A 19,839-nucleotide genomic window follows, 5' to 3' on the forward strand; every position below is an offset into this window, starting at 1 on the left:
TCTGGACGACGTCGCAGGGCGCCGACGGTCCTCCCGGGCCCCGGTCCCAGTGCGGCCCCTCTCCCGCTCCCGCGGGCTCCGGCCGCTCGTGACCCCCTGTCCCCCACATAAGAGGTTCTCCGTGTCCGTCTCCTTCATCCGCCGCATCGCCGCCCCCAAGAAGGCCCTCACCACCGCCGCGCTGGCCGCCGCCACCGTCGGCATGGCCCTCACCTCGGCCCCCGCCCACGCGGCCACCACCGGCTCGGCCGCCGACGCGAGGACGATCGCGCACCAGATGATCCCGGACGACGCCCAGTTCAACGCCTTCAGCCACATCGTCGAGCACGAGAGCGGCTGGAACATCCACGCCACCAACTCGTCCTCCGGCGCCTACGGCCTGGTCCAGGCGCTGCCGGCCTCGAAGATGTCCTCGGCCGGCGCCGACTGGAAGACCAACCCCAAGACCCAGATCAAGTGGGGCCTGGACTACATGAACTCCCGCTACGGCAGCCCGGTCAAGGCCTGGAGCTTCTGGCAGGCCAACGGCTGGTACTGAGCCGTCCTCCGTGGAGTCCGGCACCGGTGACCCCGGTCTGAGCCACCTCACGGCACTCGTGGAGGCGGCGGCCCCCGATCCCCTGGGCCGCCGCCTTCGCCGTGTCCGGGGACCTGTCCGCGGTCGTGCCCGGGCTCCCGTCCTCGGTCGCGTTCCGCGTCAGTTCCCGCGTGCCGCTCCCACGCTGTCGAACCACCGCGCGATCTTCGGCAGCGAGGCCAGCGCCGACCCCTTGTGGTCGACGTGCCCCTGGTCCACGACCGGCGCCGCCACCCCGTGCCCGGCCAGCGCGCGGGCGCAGTCGCGGGCGTTGCCGATGGGCACGTCGGTGTCGCCGTTCCCGGCGTACAGGCGCACCGGCGCGGCCGGCTTCCAGTCGCAGACGTCGTCGTTGGCGCGCAGCGCCTCCAGCAGGCCGCCCTTCGGCCGGGTGAGCTGCCGGTAGAAGTCGTCCGTCACCAGTCGCCGCACGGTCGGCGCGAGCCGGGCGACGACGTCCTCGTCCTCGTGCCGCCCGTCGAAGAGGGACTCGACGCGGCTCGCGTAGGGCGCCCGGAAGACCTCGGCCGGGTTCTTGTAGATGGGGTGCAGCCGGTTCTGCGCCACCAGGAAGTACGCCATGTAGAAGACGCCGCTGGTGTCGTTGACCCGGCCGTCGGTGAGCGCCGGCATCTCCACGCCCGCCAGGTCGTACGGCCCGCTGACCGGCGCGAGCGCCCGCAGCCGGAAGTGCCGGTCGGCGCCCTCCTCGATCGCCCGGCCGAGGGCCATGGCGACCTGCCCGCCCTGCGAGAACCCGCTCACGTACAGGTCGCCGGTCAGGGTCCGGCCCAGGCTCCGGGCCGCCGTACGGGCCGCGCGCAGCATGTCGACCGAGGCGGTCACGGCCGAGCGCGTGTCCATGTACGGGTGGGTTCCGGGTCCCTCGCCGAGCCCCAGGTAGTCGGGGGCGGCGACGGCGTGCCCGGCGGACGCGAACAGGTACGACTGGGCGCGTCCGTCCTCCGCCACGGACGGCGCGTAGGCGCGGTCGACCATGGTGCCGTGGGTGTCGGACACCAGGCTCAGCCGCCGCCCGCCGCCCTCGGGGAGCGTGAGCAGCCCGGTGGCGGTGGTGGGGCGGCCGTGCGGGTCGACGGTGCGGTACGTCAGCCGGTACGCCCGCACCCCGTACCGGACCGGGTCGGTGGCCATGGGCACGGCGGCCAGGTACCGCACGACCTCGGCACGGCCGTGCGCGGCGACGGGGGTGACGGCGAGGAGCTGTCCCCTGCGGGACAGGTGTCCCGCGGACGCCGGGTCGGCGGAGGACGCGGTGCGGGCGGAGGGGGAGGCCGGGGCCGCGACGGCGGTGGCGGCGGGCGCCGCGGCGAGTGCCGCGAGCAGCAGGGCGGCGCTCGCGGCGAGTCCGCGACGCATCCGCCAACTGGTCTGCTTCTCTGGTGCTTTGCGCATGTCCTTCGTCATGTCACCGACGCTACGGACGCGCGCCGCGCCCGGACATCCACGCACCCCCCGGGTCCGTGGTGGAGATGACGACACCGCCCCAGGCGACCGGAGGACACCTTGACAGCGGACGCACGGCCGGAGGCGGACCCCGAGGCGCGCGGTCTGCGCCTGGTGGCGGTCCTGCTGGGGCTGACGGTGGTCAGCGGGCTGATCGACGCGGTGAGTTACCTCGGCCTCGGTCACGTCTTCACCGCGAACATGACCGGCAACGTGGTGGTGCTCGGTTTCGCCGCCGTGGGGGCGCCCGGCTTCTCGATCCCGCACACCGCCACCTCGCTCGCCTGCTTCCTGGCGGGCGCGCTCCTCGGCGGCCGGGTGGCGGTGCGCTACCGGGAGGTGTCGCGCCGCACCTGGGCGCGGGTGACGCTGGCCGCCGAGGCGGTGCTGGTCGGGGCGTCGGCGGCGGTGGCCTTCGCCGCGCCGGGTGCGACGGGCACGGTGTACGCCCTGATCGCCCTGACCGCGTTCGCGATGGGCCTGCGCAACGCCACGGTCCGCAAACTGGGCGTGCCCGACCTCACGACCACCGTCCTGACGATGACCCTGACCGGCCTCGCCTCTGACTCCCGCGCGGGCGGCGGCACCGGCCACCGCTCGCCGCGCCGCACCGCCTCGGTCCTCGCGATGCTGGCCGGCGCCACCATCGGCGCCTGGCTGGTCGTCCACCGCGACCTGGGCACCCCGCTGCTGATCGCGGCGGTGGCGGCGGGAGTGCTGGCGGCGGTGACGTCGGGACGGGAGTGAGTGCCGCTCGCCGTGCCGAGGAAGATCTTGTGCGGATGAGGACCGGCAGCAACCTCCGCGGTTTCCAATAGAGTTGGCGACGCGTACACGGAGGTGGTCGATGGCGCGGCAGCACGGGAACGACAAGGGACCGGCTCACGGTTCATGGGCGCCCGCCCCCGACGCCGGGGCTCCGGTGCCCTGGTCGCACTTGGACGAGCACCTGTGGCACACCTGCGACATCGTCGCCGACCTGCTCGAAGGCAGGCTGGACCGGCGTCCGCTCGTCGCCACCGCCGCGCGGCTGGCGCCGGGCGACCGCGCACTCGCCGTCGGTCCGGCCGAGCGTGCGACGTGGCGGGCCCTCGGCGACGGCAGCTACGCGCACCAGAACGTGGTCGCCTTCGGAAGCCCCGCCTTCATGGTCGGCGCCCTGGTCGGCAACGCCGTGGGCAACTCCGTACGCCGGCAGAACGCGGCGAACAGCGCGCGCCCCCGCTGGATGCCGGACGGCTTCGGCGAGCTCACCGTCACCACCCGGAAGATCTACTTCGGGCATCCGACGGCCTGGCTCGACCTGGGCTGGGACGGACTCGACACCGTCGACCTGGTCGCCCCGGACGTCTTCCAGACGAGCTTTCGCAACAACCAGGCGAACGGCCGGCAGCTCACCGTCCAGATCCGCACCCCCTGGGCGTCGCTCCTCTTCGTCCTGGCCGCGATCACGGGTTTCCCCGCCCATCCTCGGCTGCTGGGGCGCGGATGGCTTCCCCCGGACTTCGAGCGACGGTGCGCCGCCCTGGGCAGGCCCTGCCGCCCGGCGGCCCACCTCGCGGTGAACCGCGGCATCGCGGGGATGTAGTCGGTGATCAGCCGGAGACGGCGGAGCTCCACGACACGAAGTCGCCGAAAGCCCCCGGCCGGAAGGTGAGCACCGGCCCGGCGGGCGTCTTGGAGTCGCGGACGGCGACGGCGGCGCAGGGGGTGTCGGCGATCTCCACGCACTCGCCGCCCTGGTCACTGCTGTACGTGGACTTGCGCCAGGCGAGGGGGCCGAGGGGGGCGCATTCGACGCACTGGCCCCCCTGGTCACTGCTGTAGCTGGACTTACGCCACTGGATGTTCGTCGGCTGCGCCTTGTTCTCCATAGCGTTCCTCCATTACCTGCCGGATCAACTCCGCCGAGTCCTTGGTGCCGCGCGCCCGACCAGGGGCCGCCAAGGGCGCGCGGTACAGGACCTGGCCTCTCCCGCTGTGGCGGGCGCGCCTCACCGCACCGCCGGCTCCGGTCTCCCCTTCTCGTTCTCCTTGTCCTTCTCCGGCCGCGCCGAAGCCGCCGCCCGGGGTCCCTGCAAGAGGTACGTGATGCCGAAGCCCGCCGTGACGACCACCGCGCCGCCCACCGCGTCCAGGACCCAGTGGTTGCCGGTGGCGACGATGGCGGAGACGGTGAAGAGGGGGTGGAGGAGGCCGAGCGCCTTCATCCACCACTTGGGGGCGACGACGGCGATCACCAGCCCGCACCACAGGGCCCAGCCGAAGTGCAGGGACGGCATCGCCGCGTACTGGTTGGTGAGGGCGGTCAGGGTGCCGTAGTCGGGCTTGGAGAAGTCCTGGACGCCGTGGACGGTGTCGATGATGCCGAGGCCCGGCAGGAGGCGCGGCGGGGCCAGCGGGAAGGCCCAGAAGCCGACCAGGGCGAGGAGGGTGGCGAAGCCGAGGGCGGCGCGGGCCCAGCGGTAGTCGACCGGGCGGCGCCAGTACAGGACGCCGAGGACGGTCAGCGGTACGACGAAGTGGAACGACTCGTAGTAGAAGTCGAAGAAGTCACGGAGCCATTCGACCTTGACCACCGCGTGGTTGACCGCGTGCTCGATGTCTATGTGCAGGAAGCGCTCGATGGAGAGGATGTCGTGGCCGTGCTGCTCGGCGCGGGCCCGGCCGCCGGAGTTGGTGCCGCCGGTCGCCGCCAGGCGGACCTGCTGGTAGGCGGCGTAGGTGACCCGGATGCCGAGGAGTTCCAGGAGCAGGTTGGGGCGGGTGAGGACCCTGCGCAGGAAGGGCACCAGGGGGACGTGCTTGAAGCGGGCCGGGACCGGGGCGGCGTAGTCCGTGGGGACGGGCGTGCGGTAGTGCTCCGAGGTGCGGGACAGGAAGGGGACGGCCGTCGCGGCGGCCAGCGCGGCGAGCAGGACCATGTTGTCCCGCAGCGGGTTCATCACCGCCATGTTCGGCAGCATCATCTTGGCCGGCAGGGTCATGACCAGGATGACGGCGACCGGCCAGACGTAGCGGTCCGAGGCCCGGCGGCCGACGCGGCCGACGACGGCGAGCAGCACCCACAGGAGCTGGTGCTGCCAGGCGGTGGGGGACACCGCGATCGCGGCGCAGCCGGTGACGGCGACCGCGAGCAGCAGCTGGCCGTCGTGGGCGTAGCGGACGGCCCGGCGGACGCCGAGGACGGCGACGGTCGCGCCGAGGGCCAGGAAGAGGGCGATCTCCAGCGGGCCGCTCAGGCCGAACCGCAGAAGGGCGCCGTGCAGGGACTGGTTGCCGAGGGCGTCGGCACGGCCGCCGAGGCCGACGCCCGCCATGTGGTGGACCCAGTAGGTGTAGGAGTCGTGCGGCATCGCGGCCCAGGCGAGCGCGGTGCACGCGGCGAACGCGGCGCCGGTGGACGCGGCGGCCTTCCTGCGGTCGGTGAACCACAGCAGCGGCGCGAACAGCAGCATCGTGGGCTGGAGGGCGGCGGCTAGGCCGATCAGCGCGCCGCCGGTCCGCTGTCCCCGTACGACGAACAGGCCGAGGAGGACGAGCAGGACCGGGATGATGCTGGTCTGGCCGAGCCAGAGGGTGTTGCGCACCGGCAGCGACAGCATGAGCAGGCTGATCGCCACGGGCGCGGCCAGCAGCGTGGTGCGTCTGTCGGCCGGCTGGGGCAGGGCGCGGGCGGCGATCAGGCCGAGGGCGACCACCAGCAGCAGGGTGCCGAAGATCCAGCCCCAGCCGAGGGCCTCCTCGGCGGCCTTGGTGAAGGGTTTGAGGACGAGCCCGCTGAACGGCGTCCCGGTGAACCGGGTCGAGTCGTACAGCGACCCCTTGACGTGCAGGACCCCGTCCGGCCCCACCCAGGTCTCCAGGTCCGTCAGCCGCTCCGCGCGCGGGGTGGTGAGGACGACCGTCACCTGTCGTATCGCGAGGATCCCGGCGATCAGCCAGAGGCCCAGGCGGGCCACGCGCAGGCGGTCCCGGGCCGGGGCGGTGGCCGCCGTTCCGAACGCCCCCGCCGGTCCCCCGCTGTGTTCCGCATTCGCCACGCCCCGTCGGCCTCCCGCCCCGTATGTCCCGTGCGCGCGTGCGCCGGGATCCATGAAGTGAACCCTTGAACCCTATGAGGCTCGCAGGTCCCCCGTGAGCAGACGCAGGCAGCCCCGGCTTCACCTGTCGTCCGCACGCTTTTTGTCCGGAAGACGATAGTGCGCGGCCGGTGCGGTTCCCCCTGCCGGGCGCGACAAGGATCACACTTCGGGCCTGTGGGAGTCGGCGGGAAGTGGGCAGACGTGCCAGCGTATCGACCATTTAGGTGCGCTACGCATCGACCCGCGCACGACCCGTAACGAATGCAAACTTGCGTATGGTCGATTTCCGGTCGGACCCCCTGGGCCCGGCCCGGCCCGCACGGCAGAGCCGCCGCGACGGCCATGTCCCTGTCCCCGTCGAAAGGCAGGCGAGCGAAGCCTTGTCGGTTGTCACAGTCACCGCCCCCCGGTCCGTGTCCCTCACCAAGAGGCGCCCCGCCCCCACCGTCACCGACCCCGTGCTCGTCAAGCGCGCCGTGAAGGCCGCCGCGCTCGGCAACGCGATGGAGTGGTTCGACTTCGGCGTCTACAGCTACATCGCGGTGACTCTGGGCAAGGTCTTCTTCCCTTCCGGAAATCCGACGACACAGCTGCTGTCCACTTTCGGCGCCTTTGCCGCGGCCTTCCTGGTCCGCCCGCTCGGCGGCATGGTCTTCGGCCCGCTCGGCGACCGCGTGGGCCGGCAGAAGGTGCTGGCCGTCACGATGATCATGATGGCCGCGGGCACCTTCGCGATCGGCCTGATCCCGTCGTACGCGACGATCGGCGTGGGCGCCCCGATCCTGCTGCTGGCCGCCCGGCTGGTGCAGGGCTTCTCCACCGGCGGCGAGTACGCCGGCGCCTCCACCTTCATCGCCGAGTACGCCCCGGACAAGCGGCGCGGCTTCCTCGGAAGCTGGCTGGAGTTCGGGACGCTGGCCGGCTACATCGGCGGCGCCGGTCTGGTGACGCTGATGACGGCGCTGCTCTCCCAGGGCGACCTGCTCTCCTGGGGCTGGCGGATCCCGTTCCTGATCGCCGGTCCGATGGGCATCATCGGCCTCTACCTGCGGATGCGTCTGGAGGAGACCCCGGCGTTCGCGGCGGAGGTCGAGAAGGCCGAGTCCAGCCGTCCGAAGGTGCCGCTGCGCGAGATGGTCGCGGGCCAGTGGAAGGCGCTGATGCTCTGCGTCGGCCTGGTGCTGGTCTTCAACGTCACCGACTACATGCTGCTGTCGTACATGCCCAGCTACCTGACCAGCGTGCTGAAGTACGACGAGACGCACGGCCTGCTCGTGGTGCTCGGCGTGATGGCCCTGATGATGATCGTCCAGCCGTTCGCCGGCGCGCTGACCGACCGGGTCGGCCGCCGTCCGGTGATCGCGGCGGGCTGCGCCGGCTTCCTGGTCCTGTCCATCCCGGCACTGCTGCTGATCCGCCAGGGCAGCCTGGTGGCCGTGGGCCTGGGCATGGCCGCGCTGGGTCTGCTGCTGGTCTGCTTCACGGCCGCGATGCCGGCCGCCCTGCCGGCGCTGTTCCCGACCCGGGTCCGCTACGGCTCCCTGTCGATCGGCTTCAACGTCTCCGTCTCGCTGTTCGGCGGCACGACCCCGCTGGTGGTCACGGCCCTGATCGGCGCGACCGGCGACATGATGATGCCCGCCTACTACATGATGGCGGCGTCGCTGATCGGCGGCGCGGCGGTGTGGTTCATGGCGGAGTCGGCGGGCCGCCCGCTGCCGGGCTCCGCCCCGTCGGTGGAGCGCTAGCCACACGCACGGCCGAGCCGGCCGACCGCCTCCGGGCCGGTCGGCCGGCTCCGTGCTGTACCGGGGCCGTCCCGGGCCTGCCGGCCGTCTCCAGACCGGTCGGCCGCCTCCGATCCGGTCGGCCACCTCCAGACCGGTCGGCCGCCTCCGATCCGGTCGGCCGCCTCCGGACCGGTCGGCCGCCTCCGGACCCGCCTACCGCCTGTGGCTCCGACCGTCCGCCGGGGTCCGACCCGCTGTCCTGAAGCTCCAAGGCACCGGCGACCGGCCGGCCGTCCCGGACCACCAGGACACCAGGGCCCGACCAGCCGTCCCGGGCCTGCTGTCCCCCGGGGTCCGGCCGCCCACCGGTCGTCCGACCGGCCGCCCCTGAGCCGATTGGCGGAAATTCCCTGACATCACTCATGCACCGGGCTAACATTCGTTAGCGCAGCTAGTTAGCACATCTAACTAGACATACGAAAGGCTTGGTGCATGAGCGACTCGCAGCTCTGGAACGACGTCGACGCCTACTTCACCTCCCTGTTGTCCCCGGAGGACGAGGCGCTGCGGGCCGCGCAGCGCGACAGCGACGCGGCGGGCCTGCCGCCCATCAACGTCACCGCCAACCAGGGCAAGCTGCTGCAACTCCTCGCCCGGCTCCAGGGCGCCCGCACCGTGCTGGAGATCGGCACCCTCGGCGGTTACAGCACCATCTGGCTGGCCCGCGCCCTGCCCGCCGACGGCCGTCTGATCACCCTCGAGTACGACGCCCACCACGCCGACGTGGCCCGCCGCAACATCGCCCACGCCGGCCTCGACCGGATCGCCGAGGTACGGGTGGGTCCCGCGCTGGAGTCGCTGCCCAAGCTCGCCGACGAGAACCCGCCCCCCTTCGACCTGGTCTTCATCGACGCCGACAAGGTCAACAACCCGCACTACGTGGAGTGGTCCCTACGGCTGACCCGCACCGGGAGCCTGATCATCCTGGACAACGTGGTACGCGGCGGCAAGGTGACCGACGCCTCCAGCACCGACCCCAGCGTGCGCGGCACCCGGACGGCCCTCGAACTCATCGCCGAGCACCCGAGACTGGAGGGCACCGCCATCCAGACCGTGGGCACCAAGGGCTACGACGGCTTCGCGCTGGCGCGGGTGCTCGGCTGACGGTGAGGACGTGGCGTGGTGACGCCGCGGGTGGGTCCGCCCCGGACCGGATCGCCCGGCCGGGGCTCCCCCGCCCCTCACACCTCGTGGTAGAAGCCGACGTTGACGCTGCGCGGGCTCGTGCGGTCCTGGACGACGATCTCGCCGGAGCCGCCCCGGGGCAGCGGCGCGGTGCCGCCGTAGGCGAGGGGCCGCTGGTGGGCACCGGCCGTCAGCCGGACCTCGGAGGACGGGTCGGGCTGGGAACCGCGCAGCCAGGTCACCTGCCAGGCGCCGTCGGGCCCGCACCGGAACTCCAGGTGCACCCGGGAGACGAACAGCCAGTCGTCGGGGGTCACCAGACGGCACGCGGACCCGTCCCGGCCCACCCGCAGCACGGCGCCCGGTTCGCTGGGCGCCTCGGCCATGAGCATGCCGGCCGTGGCGCCCGCGTCCGTCCCGGAGACGGAGGCCATGGTGAGTTCGAGCACGTGCGCTCCTCGTGGTCGCCGGCGCCCGGGGCCGCCGCCTCGTGCTCAGCCGCCCGGCCGCGCCAATGCCGGTGTCGGGACGCCTGATTGGCGCACCGCGCGGCATGATAAATCGCCCGGCCCGGGCACGTCCGGCACAATGGACCCATGACCGAGCGAAAGCCACCCGGTGTTCCGTTCGAGTCCTGGGTCGAGAAGGAGATCCGCGACGCGCAGGGGCGGGGCGACTTCGACCGGTTGCCGGGCGTGGGAAAGCCGTTGCCGGACGACACGACGTACGACGAACTGTGGTGGGTCAAGCGGAAGATGGCCCGCGAGGGCCTGTCCGTCCTGCCGCCTACGCTCGCGCTGCGCAAGGAGGCCGAGGACGCCCTCTCGGCGGCCTACGCGGCACCCTCGGAAGGGGCCGTGCGGAAGATCATCGCGGAGATCAACACGAAGATCCTCGACATGATGCTCAAGCCGCCGCCCGGGCCCCCGCTGGGCCTCAAGCGGTACGACGTCGAAGAGGTCGTCCACGAGTGGCACCAGCGCCGGGAGCGCCGGGCGGCCGCCGAGTAGCACCGCTCCCGGATGTCACAGGCGGGTGAGCCGGTCGGCCAGCTCGCGGTAGTCCCGCAGCGCCAGCCGGAGTCGTTCGGTGTCCCCGCCCCGCTCGCCGTCACCGTCGCTCTGCCAGGACGAGCGCAGCGCATGGCGACGCCTGGTGACGGCCTCGGTGAACCGCCCGGCGAGCTCCTCCACCACCCGGTCCGCCTCCTCCACGGCGCCTCGGGGACCGTCGACGAAGCCCGTGACGGCCTCCCGCAGCCGCGCCCCGAAGTCGTCGCACTCGTCGCGCGGAAGCAGGGAGGAGACCCCGGTTCCGTCCCCGTCGGCGGCGGTGGTCGCGGACGCGCTGCCGGACGTGCGGGCTCCGGCGGAGGCGGGGAATCCGGTCGAGCCGGGTGCGGGGGCACCCTTCGTGTCGGCCGCCGCGGCCTCGCCGAGCGGCACCACGCCCGGGCCGGCCGTCCGTCGGCCGTCCGGTCCGGCGTCCTGATCCGCCACCGCCTCCCGGCCGGCGCCGTTGTCCCGGCGCGGGTCCGCTCCGGTCTCCGGATACGGGTCCGCTCCGGTCTCCGGATACGGGTCCGCTCCGGTCTTCGAGTGCGGGTCCGCTCCGGTCTCCGGGTGCGTGCCGGGGAACGGTCGCGTGCCCGCGCCGGTGCCCGTGTCGGTGACGCCCGCGGCGGCCTTGCGGCCCCTGACGGCCTCACGGCCGACGGCCGCGGCCTCGCGTGCCGCCGCCTGCCGTGCCGGCGGGACCTGTTCGTCCGTCGCGGATTCCGGTGTCCTGCCCGGTGTCGCCTCGGCCATGTCGCTCAGCTCTCCTTCGCGTGGCGTCGGTTGAGGGTGCGCGGAAGGTGGGTTCGGGCGCCGTCGGAGCGCGCCGGGGCGGAGCCGGCCGGGGCACGGTGCTGGTGGCCTGAGCCGTTGCGGGCCGGGGCCAACAGATCCTCGAAGAGGTCGCGGGCCTCGACCATGGCGGTGCGCAGTTCCTCGGTGCCGGCGCGGCCGTCGGACGTGCCGTCCAGCGGGGCGTGGGCGGCGCGGTGGATACGGCGGTAGCCGTGGACGTGGGGCCCGTGGTGGACGGACAGCGCGGACAGCTGCTCCTCGTACTGTCCGTCGTCGGGGAAGCCCTTGGCCCCGGCCAGTTCGGCCAGCAGCCGGTCCGCCTCGGTCACCGCCTCGCGCGGCGAGTCGACGAACCGCTCCTGCGCGGCCGTCCAGCGCGCCTCGAACCGCTCGCGCTCGGGCTCCTCCAACGGCCGCTCACGCAGGTCGCCGTGGCGTTCCACGCGCTCGGCGAGCTCGCGCTCGGCCGCCTTGGTGTCCCCGTCGTGACGGGCCACGGTCCGGTCGTACTCCGGACCGAAGCGCCGCTTCAGGTTCTGCCCGCCGTGCCCGCCGCGGGCACGCGAGGCGAGGACGGCCGCCACCACGACGACGACCGCGACGATCACGATCAAAGCAATGATCAGGCCTGTGGACATGGATGCCTTCCGGTGTGGCCGGCCCAACTGGCCGGTTCTCCGTTCGGGTTGCCCGGAAGGGGTCGGGCAAACGGTCCGCCGAGCCGCGAACCGGAGCGCTGCCGCCTCGTCGAGCCCGTTATCGGGTTGCGCGGCCGGTGCGCCCGCCGCCGAGAATGCCCGCATGGACCGCACGACCACGACGCCCTGGACCCTGGCCCCGGAGCCGTACGACTCGCCCACCGCCGCCGCGCTGTGGCGGGCGTACTACACCGAGGTGAGCGACCGCTGGTACCTGCTGCACGAGGGGCGCCGCACCGATCCCGCCGAGCTGGAGCACGAGCTGGCCGCCCGGACCGGCGCCGAACTCGCACCGCCCACCGGGCTGTTGCTGCTCGCCCGGTACGAGGGCGCCGCAGTGGGCACCGCGGGCGTACGGCTGCTGGACGCGGGGACCGCGGAGCTGACCCGGGTCTTCCTGGTCGAGGACGCGCGGGGCAGGGGCGGGGCGGCGCTGCTGGTCGCGGCGGCCGAGGACGCCGCCCGCGCGCTGGGCGCCCGGCGCATGGTCCTGGACACCCGCAGTGATCTGGTGGAGGCGCGCGCCCTGTACGCGCGGCTCGGCTACGCGGAGACCGGACCGCACAACGACGACGTCTACGCCGAGCACTGGTTCAGCAAGCCGCTCACGGCTCCCGAGGCGAACGGCCCGGCGCAGCCTGCTCCGCCCCTCGCCTGAGGGCGCCGCCGGGGGTCCGCTCAGGCCGGCCGGGTCGCCGCGCGCTCCTCGTGCGGCCGTTCGGCGTCGCAGCCGCACAGCTCTCCGGTCAGCTCGCGCACCAGCCGCGCCAGATCGGCCGACCGTTCGCCGCCCCACCAGTCGCCGAGCAGTTCGGCGAGGGACTCCTCGCGGGCCTGGGCCAGCCGTTCGGCGACCTCCCGGCCCTGTTCGGTCAGTACGAGGTCGAGCCCGCGGCGCTCTGCCAGCCGCCGCTCCTCGACTTGGCGGGCGGCCTCCATGAGGACGTTGAGCGGGATGGGGACGCGGTCGGCGAGCAGGGCGGGCTCCACCCAGCCGTACTTGTTGACCCGCAGGACCAGCCAGCTCGCCGCGGGCAGCAGGTCGTAGCCCGCCCGGGTGGTGATCCGGCGGTAGACCTCGTGCCGTCCCTCGCGGGTGCCCAGCAGTGACAGGGCGCGGCACACCTCGTCGTGCGAGGACCGCTCGACCGGGTTGGTGACGTAGGTCTCCGTGACGTCGGGGGCCGTGACCGAGCCGCGCAGCCTGTCCTCCTTCAGGAACCAGGCCAGCACGAAGGCGAGCAGGGCGACCGGCGCGGCGTAGAGGAAGACGTCGGTGATGGCGGCGGAGTACGCGTGCAGGGCGGCCGGGCGGAGCGCGGGCGGCAGGGCGGCGATGCCGCGCGGGTCCGACTTGAGGGCGTCCGCCGAGGCGCCCGGCGGCAGCTTGGCGCCCCGGAAGGCCGTGGCGAGCTTGTCGCCGAGCCGGCTCGCGAAGACCGTGCCGAAGATCGCCACGCCGAAGGAGGCGCCGATGGAACGGAAGAAGGTGGCGCCGGAGGTGGCGACGCCCAGGTCCTCGTAGCCGACCGCGTTCTGCACGATGAGGACGAGCACCTGCATGACCAGGCCGAGACCGAGGCCGAAGACGAAGAAGTAGCCGCTCATCTGGGCGGTGGAGCTGTGCTCGTCGAGCCGGTGCAGCAGGAGCAGGCCGACGGTGGTGACGGCGGTGCCCGTGACGGGGAACACCTTCCAGCGGCCGGTGCGGCTGACGATCTGCCCGGAGCCGGTCGAGGCCAGCAGCATGCCGACCACCATCGGCAGCATGTGGACGCCGGACAGGGTCGGCGAGATGCCCCGCACGACCTGGAGGAAGGTCGGCAGGTAGGTCATCGCGCCGAACATGGCGAAGCCGACGATGAAGCTGATGATCGCGGAGAGGGTGAAGGTGCGGATGCGGAACAGCTTGAGCGGCAGCACCGGCTCGGCCGCCCCGCGCTCCACGGCCACGAACGCCACGGCGAGCACCACGCCCAGCACCGCGAGGCCGGTGATCTGCGGGGAGCCCCAGCCCCAGGTGGTGCCGCCGAGCGAGGCGACCAGGACCAGACAGGTGGCGACCGAGGCGATCAGGAGCGTGCCGAGGTAGTCGATGACGTGGCGCTGCGCCTTGTGCGGGATGTGCAGGGCGGCGGCGACCACGGCGAGGGCGATCACACCGACGGGCAGGTTGACGTAGAAGACCCAGCGCCAGCTCAGGTGTTCGGTGAACACGCCGCCGAGCAGCGGTCCCAGCACACTGGTCGTACCGAACACCGCGCCGAACAGCCCCTGGTAGCGGCCGCGTTCGCGGGGCGATACGACGTCGCCGACGATCGCCATCGACAGCACCATCAGCCCGCCGCCCCCGAGCCCCTGCAACGCCCGGAACGCGATCAGCTCGGGCATGTTCTGCGCCATCCCGCACAGTGCCGAGCCGATCAGGAAGATCACGATCGCGGTCTGGAAGAGCTTCTTGCGGCCGTACTGGTCCCCGAGTTTGCCCCACAGCGGGGTGGCGGCGGTCGAGGCCAGGAGGTAGGCGGTGACCACCCAGGACAGGTGCTCCAGGCCGCCGAGGTCGCTGACGATGGTGGGCAGCGCGGTCGAGACGATCGTCTGGTCCAGCGCGGCCAGCAGCATCCCGAGGAGCAGCGCGCCGATGGTGACGAGGACGTTGCCGGGGACGTGCTCCGGCTCCGCCGGTCCGGCGCCGGGCGGCGGCGCGGACGCGGCCGACAGCCGGGTGCCGCCGGGCTCCGCTCCCGACGGCCCGCCCGACGGACGCCCTGCCGGACCGCCCGTCGAACGGTGCGTCGGATCACCCGCCGGATCGCCCGTCGTTCCCGCCATCCCCGTCCTGCCGTCCGCATCCCCGGCCATGGAGACCTCCCGACGCTCTGCTGACATCTCCCATCGTCACGGGTGTGTCCCGTTATGGCCTGTCGAGTCACCCCGGAAGCCGCCATTCCGGGGGCTTCGGGGAGACCTTGTGGAGAGGATCTGCATAATCCTTGGAGTTCGGACGGGAGGGGACCGACGCGTGGAAGAGCCGAAGGGTCACGTCTGCCCCGAGTGCGGTGCGCCCCGGGCGGCGGACAACTCCCCGTCCTGCGCCTGCGGGCAGCGGGCGGCCGACGCCCTGCGCGACACGCGGACGGCCGAGGCCGCCGCGGCGGAGGACTTCGACCCGTTGCGCATACGTCCGTACGTGGACATCGAGGGAGACACGGCGTCACGCACCGGAGATGCCGGTGCTTCTGAGGGCGCCGATGCCGCGGGGGTCGCCGGTGCTACCGGGGACGCCGTGGCCGCTGGGGACGCCGGTGCTGCCGGTGGCGGCGGTACCGGTGACGCGACGACGGGGCTCGGTCCGGACGGTGGTCCGGACGGTGCCGCAGCGACCGGGCGCACCGGACAGGCGGACGACGCAGGGATCGGGACGGACCGGCCCCTGGGCCGACCGGCGCCACCCGGACAGCCGGGAGCGTCCGCACGGCCGGGAGGACGGCCGGCACGGCCGGGGCAGCCCGCACAGCCGGGCAGACCCGGGCCGGCGCGGCGGGCGGGCGCGGAGGACGGGGCAGCGGCGGACGGGGCCGGGGTGGAGACCCGGCCGCTGCCCGCCGTGGAGTCCACGATGCCGCTGCGCGCGCTCGCGCCGCGGCCGTCCCCGGTGACCGCTCCACTGGCCCCGCGGACGGGCGAGCCGTCCGCCTCCGACCTCAGCCTGTTCGAAGCCGGACCCGGCGGCGGCCCGCCGGGGGCCGTGGGCCGGGCGACGGCCGCGGAGGACGGAGGGGAGCGCGGGGAACCCGGGCGGTCCGGCCGCGGTCGCCGGCCCGCCGCCCTGCTCGCCGTGGCGGGGGCCGTGGTCGCGGTCGTGGCGGCCGCCGGCTACGCGAGCGGGCTGTTCTCGTACGAGTCCCCGGCGCGGGACGACGCGACGGCCCATGATGTGCGGGAGAGCATCCCGGACGCCCCGTCCCGCCCGGCCTCGACGGCCCCGGGGACCGCCGCCTCGCCGTCGGCGCCGTCGGCGACCGCTCCGGCGAGTCCGTCGTCGTCGGCCAGTCCGAGCCCGTCGCCGTCCTCGCCGTCCTCGTCGCCCTCGGCGACGACCGCCTCGCCTTCCCCGTCGAGGTCCGCCACCACCGAGCCGGGGTCGCGGCCCACCGCGCCCACCCAGAGCGCGACGACCGCGCGCGCCGGGGAGACGGCGCGGCCCGCCGCCGTCCTGCGCCGCGGCGACCGCGGCCCCCAGGTCGCCGATCTCCAGTCGCGGCTGGCGAGGTTGTACCTCTACACGGGACCGGTCGACGGTGACTACGACCAGCAGGTCGAGGACTCCGTACGCGTCTACCAGTGGTCGCGCGGCACCACCGCGGACGGACTCGGCGTCTACGGCCCGGCGACCCGGGCGAGCCTGGAGTCGGAGACCTGACGCCCCCGCCGGCCGGCCGACCCGCCGCGCCTCACCCGACGTGCAGGCGGACGGTCCCGTCCTCCGGCACCGGTTCGACCCGCACCCGGGTGAGGTCCGGCACCACCGCGTCGGGACGGTGGAGCGCGGCGCGCGGGCCGATGCCGATCACCCGCATCCCCGCGGCGCGTCCGGCCGCGATGCCCGCGCCGGAGTCCTCGAAGACCACGCAGTCGGCGGGCGCGACACCGAGGTCGGCGGCGCCCTTGAGGAACCCCTCGGGGTCGGGCTTGCTGGCGCCGACGGACTCGGCGGTGACGCGCACGTCCGGCAGGGGCAGGCCCGCGGCGGCCATCCGGCCCGTGGACAGCGCCACGTCGGCCGAGGTCACGAGCGCGTGCGGCACCTCGCGCAGCGCCGCGAGGAACGCGGACGCGCCGGGCACCGGGACCACGCCGTCCATGTCCGAGGTCTCCTCGGCCAGCATGCGCGCGTTCTCGGCGAGGTTCTGCTCGGCGGGCCGGTTCGGCAGCAGCAGCGCCATCGAGGCGTGGCCCTGGCGGCCGTGGACGACCTTCATCACCTCGTCGCCGTCGAGACCGTGCCGGTCGGCCCAGCGCCGCCAGATCCGTTCGACGACGGCGTCGGAATTGACGAGGGTGCCGTCCATGTCCAGCAGCAGGGCGCGGGCGGTGAGCACGGCGGTGGCCGACATCGGCGACTCCAGGAACGGACGCAGGGACGTACGGGTGCGGGTGACCCCGGTTTCCGGACCGCCTCCGGGTCGGCCGGGTCCGGCCGCCGGAGGGGCCCCGAGGGGCACCCGCGGGAACAAGGCGGCCCCGCCCACCGGTCAGGGGAAGCGGGCGGGAGCCACTTTGTTCCTTCACGGTACAAAACAAGTCGGGCATCCCGCCACCGCCCCGCGCGCACTTCACCGGAAGTTCAGCTCCGCACCCCGGGCCGCCCATGGCGGATCCGCGCCTCACAGACCCCCTGACATCCCCGCCGACCTGCGGTTTTCCCCAGGGCACCGGCCCGGCTCCTCCGTTCCCGCCCCGAGGGACCTCCGGTCCTGACCGGGTCAGGCGACGGCCTCCCACAGGCTCCAGACGCCCAGCGCGATCATCAGGACGGCGGCGATCCTGGTGATCAGGACCAGCGGGACCCGCCTCATCAGCGCCTTGCCGCCGACGATGCCGAGGCCCGCGACCGCCCACAGGGCCAGCACCGCGCCGACGCCGACGGAGACCGGGTCGTCGTAGCGGGCCGCGAGGTTCGCCGTCATGATCTGGGTGAGGTCGCCGAACTCCGCGACGAGGATGAGCATGAACCCGGTCCCGGCCACCTTCCAGAAGGACTGGTCCTCCGGCCGCCGGATGTCCTCCTCGTCGTCGTCCTTCTTGAACAGCAGCACCGCCGCACCGCCGAGGAACAGCACGCCCGTCAGCGCGTGCACGATCCGCTGGGGCAGCAGCGTGAGCACGCTGCCCGCCGCCACGGCCAGCGCCACGTGCAGCAGGAAGGCCGCGGCCACGCCCGCGAAGACGTACGAGGCGCGGTAGCGGGTGCCGAGGACGAGTCCCGCCAGGGCCGTCTTGTCCGGGAGCTCGGCGAGGAAGACGACGCCGAAGACGAGCGCCAGGACGCTGAGACTGATCACTGTTCCTCAATCGGTCGGGGCGGCCCCGCCGAGAGTGCTGCGACGTGCGCGACAAGAGCCTCGGCAGGGCAGCACACGGTCCGCCCGTGGCGTACGCACGGGCGTGCACTGCTTGCCGAAGGTCTCGCCGGCCGGTCCGGTCGGTGTGACCGAACCTGCCTCCGGGCGCCGGCTCAGGCGAGCTGAGCAGTATGTCGACGGTCCGGCGAAGGACTACTCCCCTTCTGCGCCGTCCATGGTACGGGACCGAAAGTTCGACCCCAGACCTTGTCGTGTCATGCGCACGTCACTAACTTCTCACCGAGCGCACACCCCCGCGCAACACGGTGCCGCGAGCATTCCCCTGCCCGCGCCCAACGCCCCGATCCCACCAGGGAGTTCACATGACCCGCAGGTTCCGGTTCTACGCGCGTCGACGGCTGAGCATACTCGCGGCCCTCACCGGTCTGGCAGTCTCCGCGGCCCTCTTCAACTCCCCGAGCGCCTCCGCCGCCCTCCCCACCCCGGTCAGCGCCGCCACCGCCCGGACCTACCTCGCCTCGCTCACCGTGGCCGCGGAGAACCGCACCGGCTACAGCCGCGACCTGTTCCCGCACTGGATCACCATCAGCGGCTCGTGCAACACCCGCGAGACGGTCCTGAAGCGGGACGGCTCGAACGTCGTCACCGACTCCTCCTGCGCGGCCACCAGCGGCAGCTGGTACTCCCCCTACGACGGCGCCACCTGGACCGCCGCCTCCGACCTGGACATCGACCACCTCGTCCCGCTGGCCGAGGCCTGGGACTCCGGGGCGAGCAAGTGGACGACCGCGCAGCGCCAGGCCTTCGCCAACGACCTGACCCGCCCGCAGCTCATCGCGGTCACCGACAACGTCAACCAGGCCAAGGGCGACCAGGACCCCGCCACCTGGGTGCCGTCCCGGTCGGCGTACGTCTGCACCTACGTCCGGGCCTGGGTGCAGGTGAAGTACTACTACGACCTGTCGGTCGACTCCGCGGAGAAGAGCGCGCTGCAGAACTACCTCGCCGCCTGCTGAGCGAGCCGGAAACGACAGCGATGCCCCGCCCGCCGCGCGGGGCCTCGCCGCGTTCCGGGACCCGCGCCGCACGATGCCCCGGCCGCACGATGCCCCGGCCGCCGAGGCCCCGGCCCGCCCACGGCCCACCGCTTCGGCCGGCCCGCCCCGGCCGGCCGAGCGGCGGGGCGGCGCGCGCCTCCGCCGCCCCCGGGGCCGGGCACGGCCCACACCCCGGCCACCCGATAGCGGCACAGGCGCTGTGATGAGCCACCGGACACCCGGCGCGACAACAGCGACCGCCGCTCCGGCGGCCGGTTCACGGCACACACTGCACAGCCGGTCAGCCCCGTGCCGCGGCGACGGGCCCGGGTGCAGGCGGTACGGGCGGCCGGGCACGGCCGGCGCCCCCGCCGCAACCGGAACCCACCCGGCGCCGGGCGCGGCGACGCGTCCGATGACACACCCCCTATGCACGGATTCGTCCACCACGGAGACCGCCCCTCGCGCGCCGCTCAATACCCGCCATACCGGCGCAGACGGAACCGCAAGCGGAACCCGAGCATGACCGAATGTTGAACTTGCAAGTACTGCTGGCGCGGCCCTAGCCTCGGTCACCCGTTCGGATACACCCCCACGCCGGCCCGCCCCTCCCCTCGGACCGGCCGACCGAAGGAGAACCCCACATGACCGGCCTGACCGGACGCCTCAATGCCGCGCAGCCGTACGCCCTCGGCCTGTTCCGCATCGTCGTCGGACTGTTGTTCGCCTGCCACGGCGCGGCCGCCCTGTTCGGCGTGCTCGGCGGCGCGGTGGGCACCCACGGCGGCACGATCCCGGCCGGCACCTGGCCGGGCTGGTACGCGGCCGCGATCCAGCTGGTCGGCGGCGCCCTCGTCCTGTTGGGCCTCGGCACCCGGGCCGCCGCGTTCATCGCCTCCGGCTCCATGGCCTACGCCTACTTCGACGTGCACCAGAAGTCGGCGCTGTGGCCGATCCAGAACGGCGGCGAGCTGTCTGTGCTGTTCTGCTGGGCCTTCCTGCTGCTGGTCTTCACCGGCTCCGGCGCGTTCGGTCTGGACACGCTGTTCGCCCGGCGCTCCGGCGATCAGCGGCAGCCCGCGGCCGAGCGGCGGCCCGTGGCGGCCTGACGGCCCGACGCC

At 73.5% G+C, this 19,839-nt stretch carries 20 protein-coding genes; 10 read left to right on the plus strand and 10 right to left on the minus strand.

Annotated features, from left to right (window positions below; genetic code table 11):
• Window positions 1-121 precede the first annotated feature (121 nt).
• Complete coding sequence (locus ACF061_RS02570) at window positions 122-538, plus strand: transglycosylase SLT domain-containing protein (RefSeq protein ID WP_392264937.1); 417 nt, start codon at window positions 122-124, stop codon at window positions 536-538.
• A 159-nt stretch (window positions 539-697) separates the two neighbouring features.
• Here ACF061_RS02570 and ACF061_RS02575 read toward each other — a convergent pair whose 3' ends face one another.
• Window positions 698-2,005, minus strand: coding sequence for an alpha/beta hydrolase family protein (locus tag ACF061_RS02575; protein WP_392264938.1), 1,308 nt, complete (start codon window positions 2,003-2,005; stop codon window positions 698-700).
• A 99-nt stretch (window positions 2,006-2,104) separates the two neighbouring features.
• On the opposite strand from ACF061_RS02575, the gene ACF061_RS02580 reads away from it, so the two are divergent.
• Window positions 2,105-2,791 (plus strand): YoaK family protein, encoded by a 687-nt coding sequence (locus ACF061_RS02580; protein ID WP_392264939.1) that lies wholly within the window; start codon window positions 2,105-2,107, stop codon window positions 2,789-2,791.
• Between the two features lie 190 nt (window positions 2,792-2,981).
• On the plus strand, window positions 2,982-3,632 hold the full coding sequence (locus tag ACF061_RS02585) for a hypothetical protein (RefSeq protein ID WP_392264940.1): 651 nt from the start codon (window positions 2,982-2,984) through the stop codon (window positions 3,630-3,632).
• A 7-nt stretch (window positions 3,633-3,639) separates the two neighbouring features.
• Here the strand turns inward: ACF061_RS02585 and ACF061_RS02590 are convergent, their stop codons facing one another.
• Both ACF061_RS02590 and ACF061_RS02595 read right to left on the minus strand, forming a co-directional pair.
• On the minus strand, window positions 3,640-3,918 hold the full coding sequence (locus ACF061_RS02590; RefSeq protein WP_392264941.1) for a DUF397 domain-containing protein: 279 nt from the start codon (window positions 3,916-3,918) through the stop codon (window positions 3,640-3,642).
• Between the two features lie 120 nt (window positions 3,919-4,038).
• Entirely contained in the window at window positions 4,039-6,087 is a 2,049-nt protein-coding gene (locus tag ACF061_RS02595; RefSeq protein ID WP_392264942.1) for a bifunctional glycosyltransferase 87/phosphatase PAP2 family protein, read from the minus strand.
• Between the two features lie 317 nt (window positions 6,088-6,404).
• Here ACF061_RS02595 and ACF061_RS02600 point away from each other — a divergent pair, with 317 nt between their 5' ends.
• Both ACF061_RS02600 and ACF061_RS02605 read left to right on the plus strand, forming a co-directional pair.
• The gene (locus ACF061_RS02600; protein ID WP_392264943.1) at window positions 6,405-7,877 is read left to right on the plus strand and encodes an MFS transporter; all 1,473 of its coding nucleotides are present in this window, start codon (window positions 6,405-6,407) and stop codon (window positions 7,875-7,877) included.
• Between the two features lie 474 nt (window positions 7,878-8,351).
• The gene (locus ACF061_RS02605; RefSeq protein WP_392264944.1) at window positions 8,352-9,023 is read left to right on the plus strand and encodes an O-methyltransferase; all 672 of its coding nucleotides are present in this window, start codon (window positions 8,352-8,354) and stop codon (window positions 9,021-9,023) included.
• Window positions 9,024-9,100: 77 nt separating this feature from the next.
• On the opposite strand, the gene ACF061_RS02610 is transcribed toward ACF061_RS02605, so the two are convergent.
• Window positions 9,101-9,493 (minus strand): FHA domain-containing protein, encoded by a 393-nt coding sequence (locus tag ACF061_RS02610; RefSeq protein WP_392264945.1) that lies wholly within the window; start codon window positions 9,491-9,493, stop codon window positions 9,101-9,103.
• Window positions 9,494-9,640: 147 nt separating this feature from the next.
• Between ACF061_RS02610 and ACF061_RS02615 the strand changes: the two genes are divergently transcribed.
• Window positions 9,641-10,054, plus strand: coding sequence for a DUF1992 domain-containing protein (locus tag ACF061_RS02615; RefSeq protein WP_392264946.1), 414 nt, complete (start codon window positions 9,641-9,643; stop codon window positions 10,052-10,054).
• A gap of 15 nt (window positions 10,055-10,069) precedes the next feature.
• Here the strand turns inward: ACF061_RS02615 and ACF061_RS02620 are convergent, their stop codons facing one another.
• Window positions 10,070-10,852 carry a hypothetical protein gene (locus tag ACF061_RS02620; RefSeq protein WP_392264947.1) on the minus strand — a complete coding sequence of 261 codons (783 nt, stop codon included), beginning with the start codon at window positions 10,850-10,852 and terminating at the stop codon, window positions 10,070-10,072.
• 5 nt (window positions 10,853-10,857) lie between these two features.
• Window positions 10,858-11,532 (minus strand): hypothetical protein, encoded by a 675-nt coding sequence (locus ACF061_RS02625; RefSeq protein ID WP_392264948.1) that lies wholly within the window; start codon window positions 11,530-11,532, stop codon window positions 10,858-10,860.
• 163 nt (window positions 11,533-11,695) lie between these two features.
• Here ACF061_RS02625 and ACF061_RS02630 point away from each other — a divergent pair, with 163 nt between their 5' ends.
• The gene (locus ACF061_RS02630) at window positions 11,696-12,250 is read left to right on the plus strand and encodes a GNAT family N-acetyltransferase (RefSeq protein WP_392264949.1); all 555 of its coding nucleotides are present in this window, start codon (window positions 11,696-11,698) and stop codon (window positions 12,248-12,250) included.
• A 20-nt stretch (window positions 12,251-12,270) separates the two neighbouring features.
• On the opposite strand, the gene ACF061_RS02635 is transcribed toward ACF061_RS02630, so the two are convergent.
• On the minus strand, window positions 12,271-14,457 hold the full coding sequence (locus ACF061_RS02635) for a DHA2 family efflux MFS transporter permease subunit (RefSeq protein ID WP_392264950.1): 2,187 nt from the start codon (window positions 14,455-14,457) through the stop codon (window positions 12,271-12,273).
• Window positions 14,458-15,471: 1,014 nt separating this feature from the next.
• Window positions 15,472-15,750, minus strand: a complete 279-nt coding sequence (locus ACF061_RS02640) for a hypothetical protein (protein ID WP_392265401.1) — start codon at window positions 15,748-15,750, stop codon at window positions 15,472-15,474.
• Window positions 15,751-15,811: 61 nt separating this feature from the next.
• Here ACF061_RS02640 and ACF061_RS02645 point away from each other — a divergent pair, with 61 nt between their 5' ends.
• Window positions 15,812-16,018, plus strand: coding sequence for a peptidoglycan-binding protein (locus tag ACF061_RS02645; RefSeq protein ID WP_392265379.1), 207 nt, complete (start codon window positions 15,812-15,814; stop codon window positions 16,016-16,018).
• 31 nt (window positions 16,019-16,049) lie between these two features.
• Here the strand turns inward: ACF061_RS02645 and ACF061_RS02650 are convergent, their stop codons facing one another.
• Both ACF061_RS02650 and ACF061_RS02655 read right to left on the minus strand, forming a co-directional pair.
• Entirely contained in the window at window positions 16,050-16,712 is a 663-nt protein-coding gene (locus ACF061_RS02650) for an HAD-IA family hydrolase (RefSeq protein ID WP_392264951.1), read from the minus strand.
• A 369-nt stretch (window positions 16,713-17,081) separates the two neighbouring features.
• Window positions 17,082-17,660, minus strand: a complete 579-nt coding sequence (locus ACF061_RS02655) for a TMEM165/GDT1 family protein (RefSeq protein ID WP_392264952.1) — start codon at window positions 17,658-17,660, stop codon at window positions 17,082-17,084.
• A gap of 383 nt (window positions 17,661-18,043) precedes the next feature.
• On the opposite strand from ACF061_RS02655, the gene ACF061_RS02660 reads away from it, so the two are divergent.
• A complete protein-coding gene (locus ACF061_RS02660; protein ID WP_392264953.1) occupies window positions 18,044-18,697 on the plus strand; it encodes an HNH endonuclease family protein in 654 nt (217 codons plus the stop codon).
• A 674-nt stretch (window positions 18,698-19,371) separates the two neighbouring features.
• Window positions 19,372-19,827: a DoxX family protein gene (locus ACF061_RS02665; protein ID WP_392265380.1), complete on the plus strand. Its 456-nt coding sequence runs from the start codon at window positions 19,372-19,374 to the stop codon at window positions 19,825-19,827.
• The last annotated feature ends 12 nt before the right edge of the window (window positions 19,828-19,839 follow it).

Origin of the sequence: Streptomyces sp. NPDC015220 (assembly GCF_043079345.1) — a bacterium.
In the GTDB taxonomy this organism is placed as follows: domain Bacteria; phylum Actinomycetota; class Actinomycetes; order Streptomycetales; family Streptomycetaceae; genus Streptomyces.

Bases quoted from the DNA above. Each gene is read 5' to 3' on its own strand.
- ACF061_RS02600 (WP_392264943.1), top strand. From the start codon at position 6,405: ATGGTCGATTTCCGGTCGGACCCCCTGGGCCCGGCCCGGCCCGCACGG.
- ACF061_RS02650 (WP_392264951.1), bottom strand. From the start codon at position 16,712: ATGTCGGCCACCGCCGTGCTCACCGCCCGCGCCCTGCTGCTGGACATG.
- ACF061_RS02615 (WP_392264946.1), top strand. From the start codon at position 9,641: ATGACCGAGCGAAAGCCACCCGGTGTTCCGTTCGAGTCCTGGGTCGAG.
- ACF061_RS02590 (WP_392264941.1), bottom strand. From the start codon at position 3,918: ATGGAGAACAAGGCGCAGCCGACGAACATCCAGTGGCGTAAGTCCAGC.
- ACF061_RS02625 (WP_392264948.1), bottom strand. From the start codon at position 11,532: ATGTCCACAGGCCTGATCATTGCTTTGATCGTGATCGTCGCGGTCGTC.
- ACF061_RS02575 (WP_392264938.1), bottom strand. From the start codon at position 2,005: ATGACGAAGGACATGCGCAAAGCACCAGAGAAGCAGACCAGTTGGCGG.
- ACF061_RS02605 (WP_392264944.1), top strand. From the start codon at position 8,352: ATGAGCGACTCGCAGCTCTGGAACGACGTCGACGCCTACTTCACCTCC.
- ACF061_RS02660 (WP_392264953.1), top strand. From the start codon at position 18,044: ATGACCCGCAGGTTCCGGTTCTACGCGCGTCGACGGCTGAGCATACTC.
- ACF061_RS02630 (WP_392264949.1), top strand. From the start codon at position 11,696: ATGGACCGCACGACCACGACGCCCTGGACCCTGGCCCCGGAGCCGTAC.
- ACF061_RS02635 (WP_392264950.1), bottom strand. From the start codon at position 14,457: ATGGCCGGGGATGCGGACGGCAGGACGGGGATGGCGGGAACGACGGGC.
- ACF061_RS02620 (WP_392264947.1), bottom strand. From the start codon at position 10,852: ATGGCCGAGGCGACACCGGGCAGGACACCGGAATCCGCGACGGACGAA.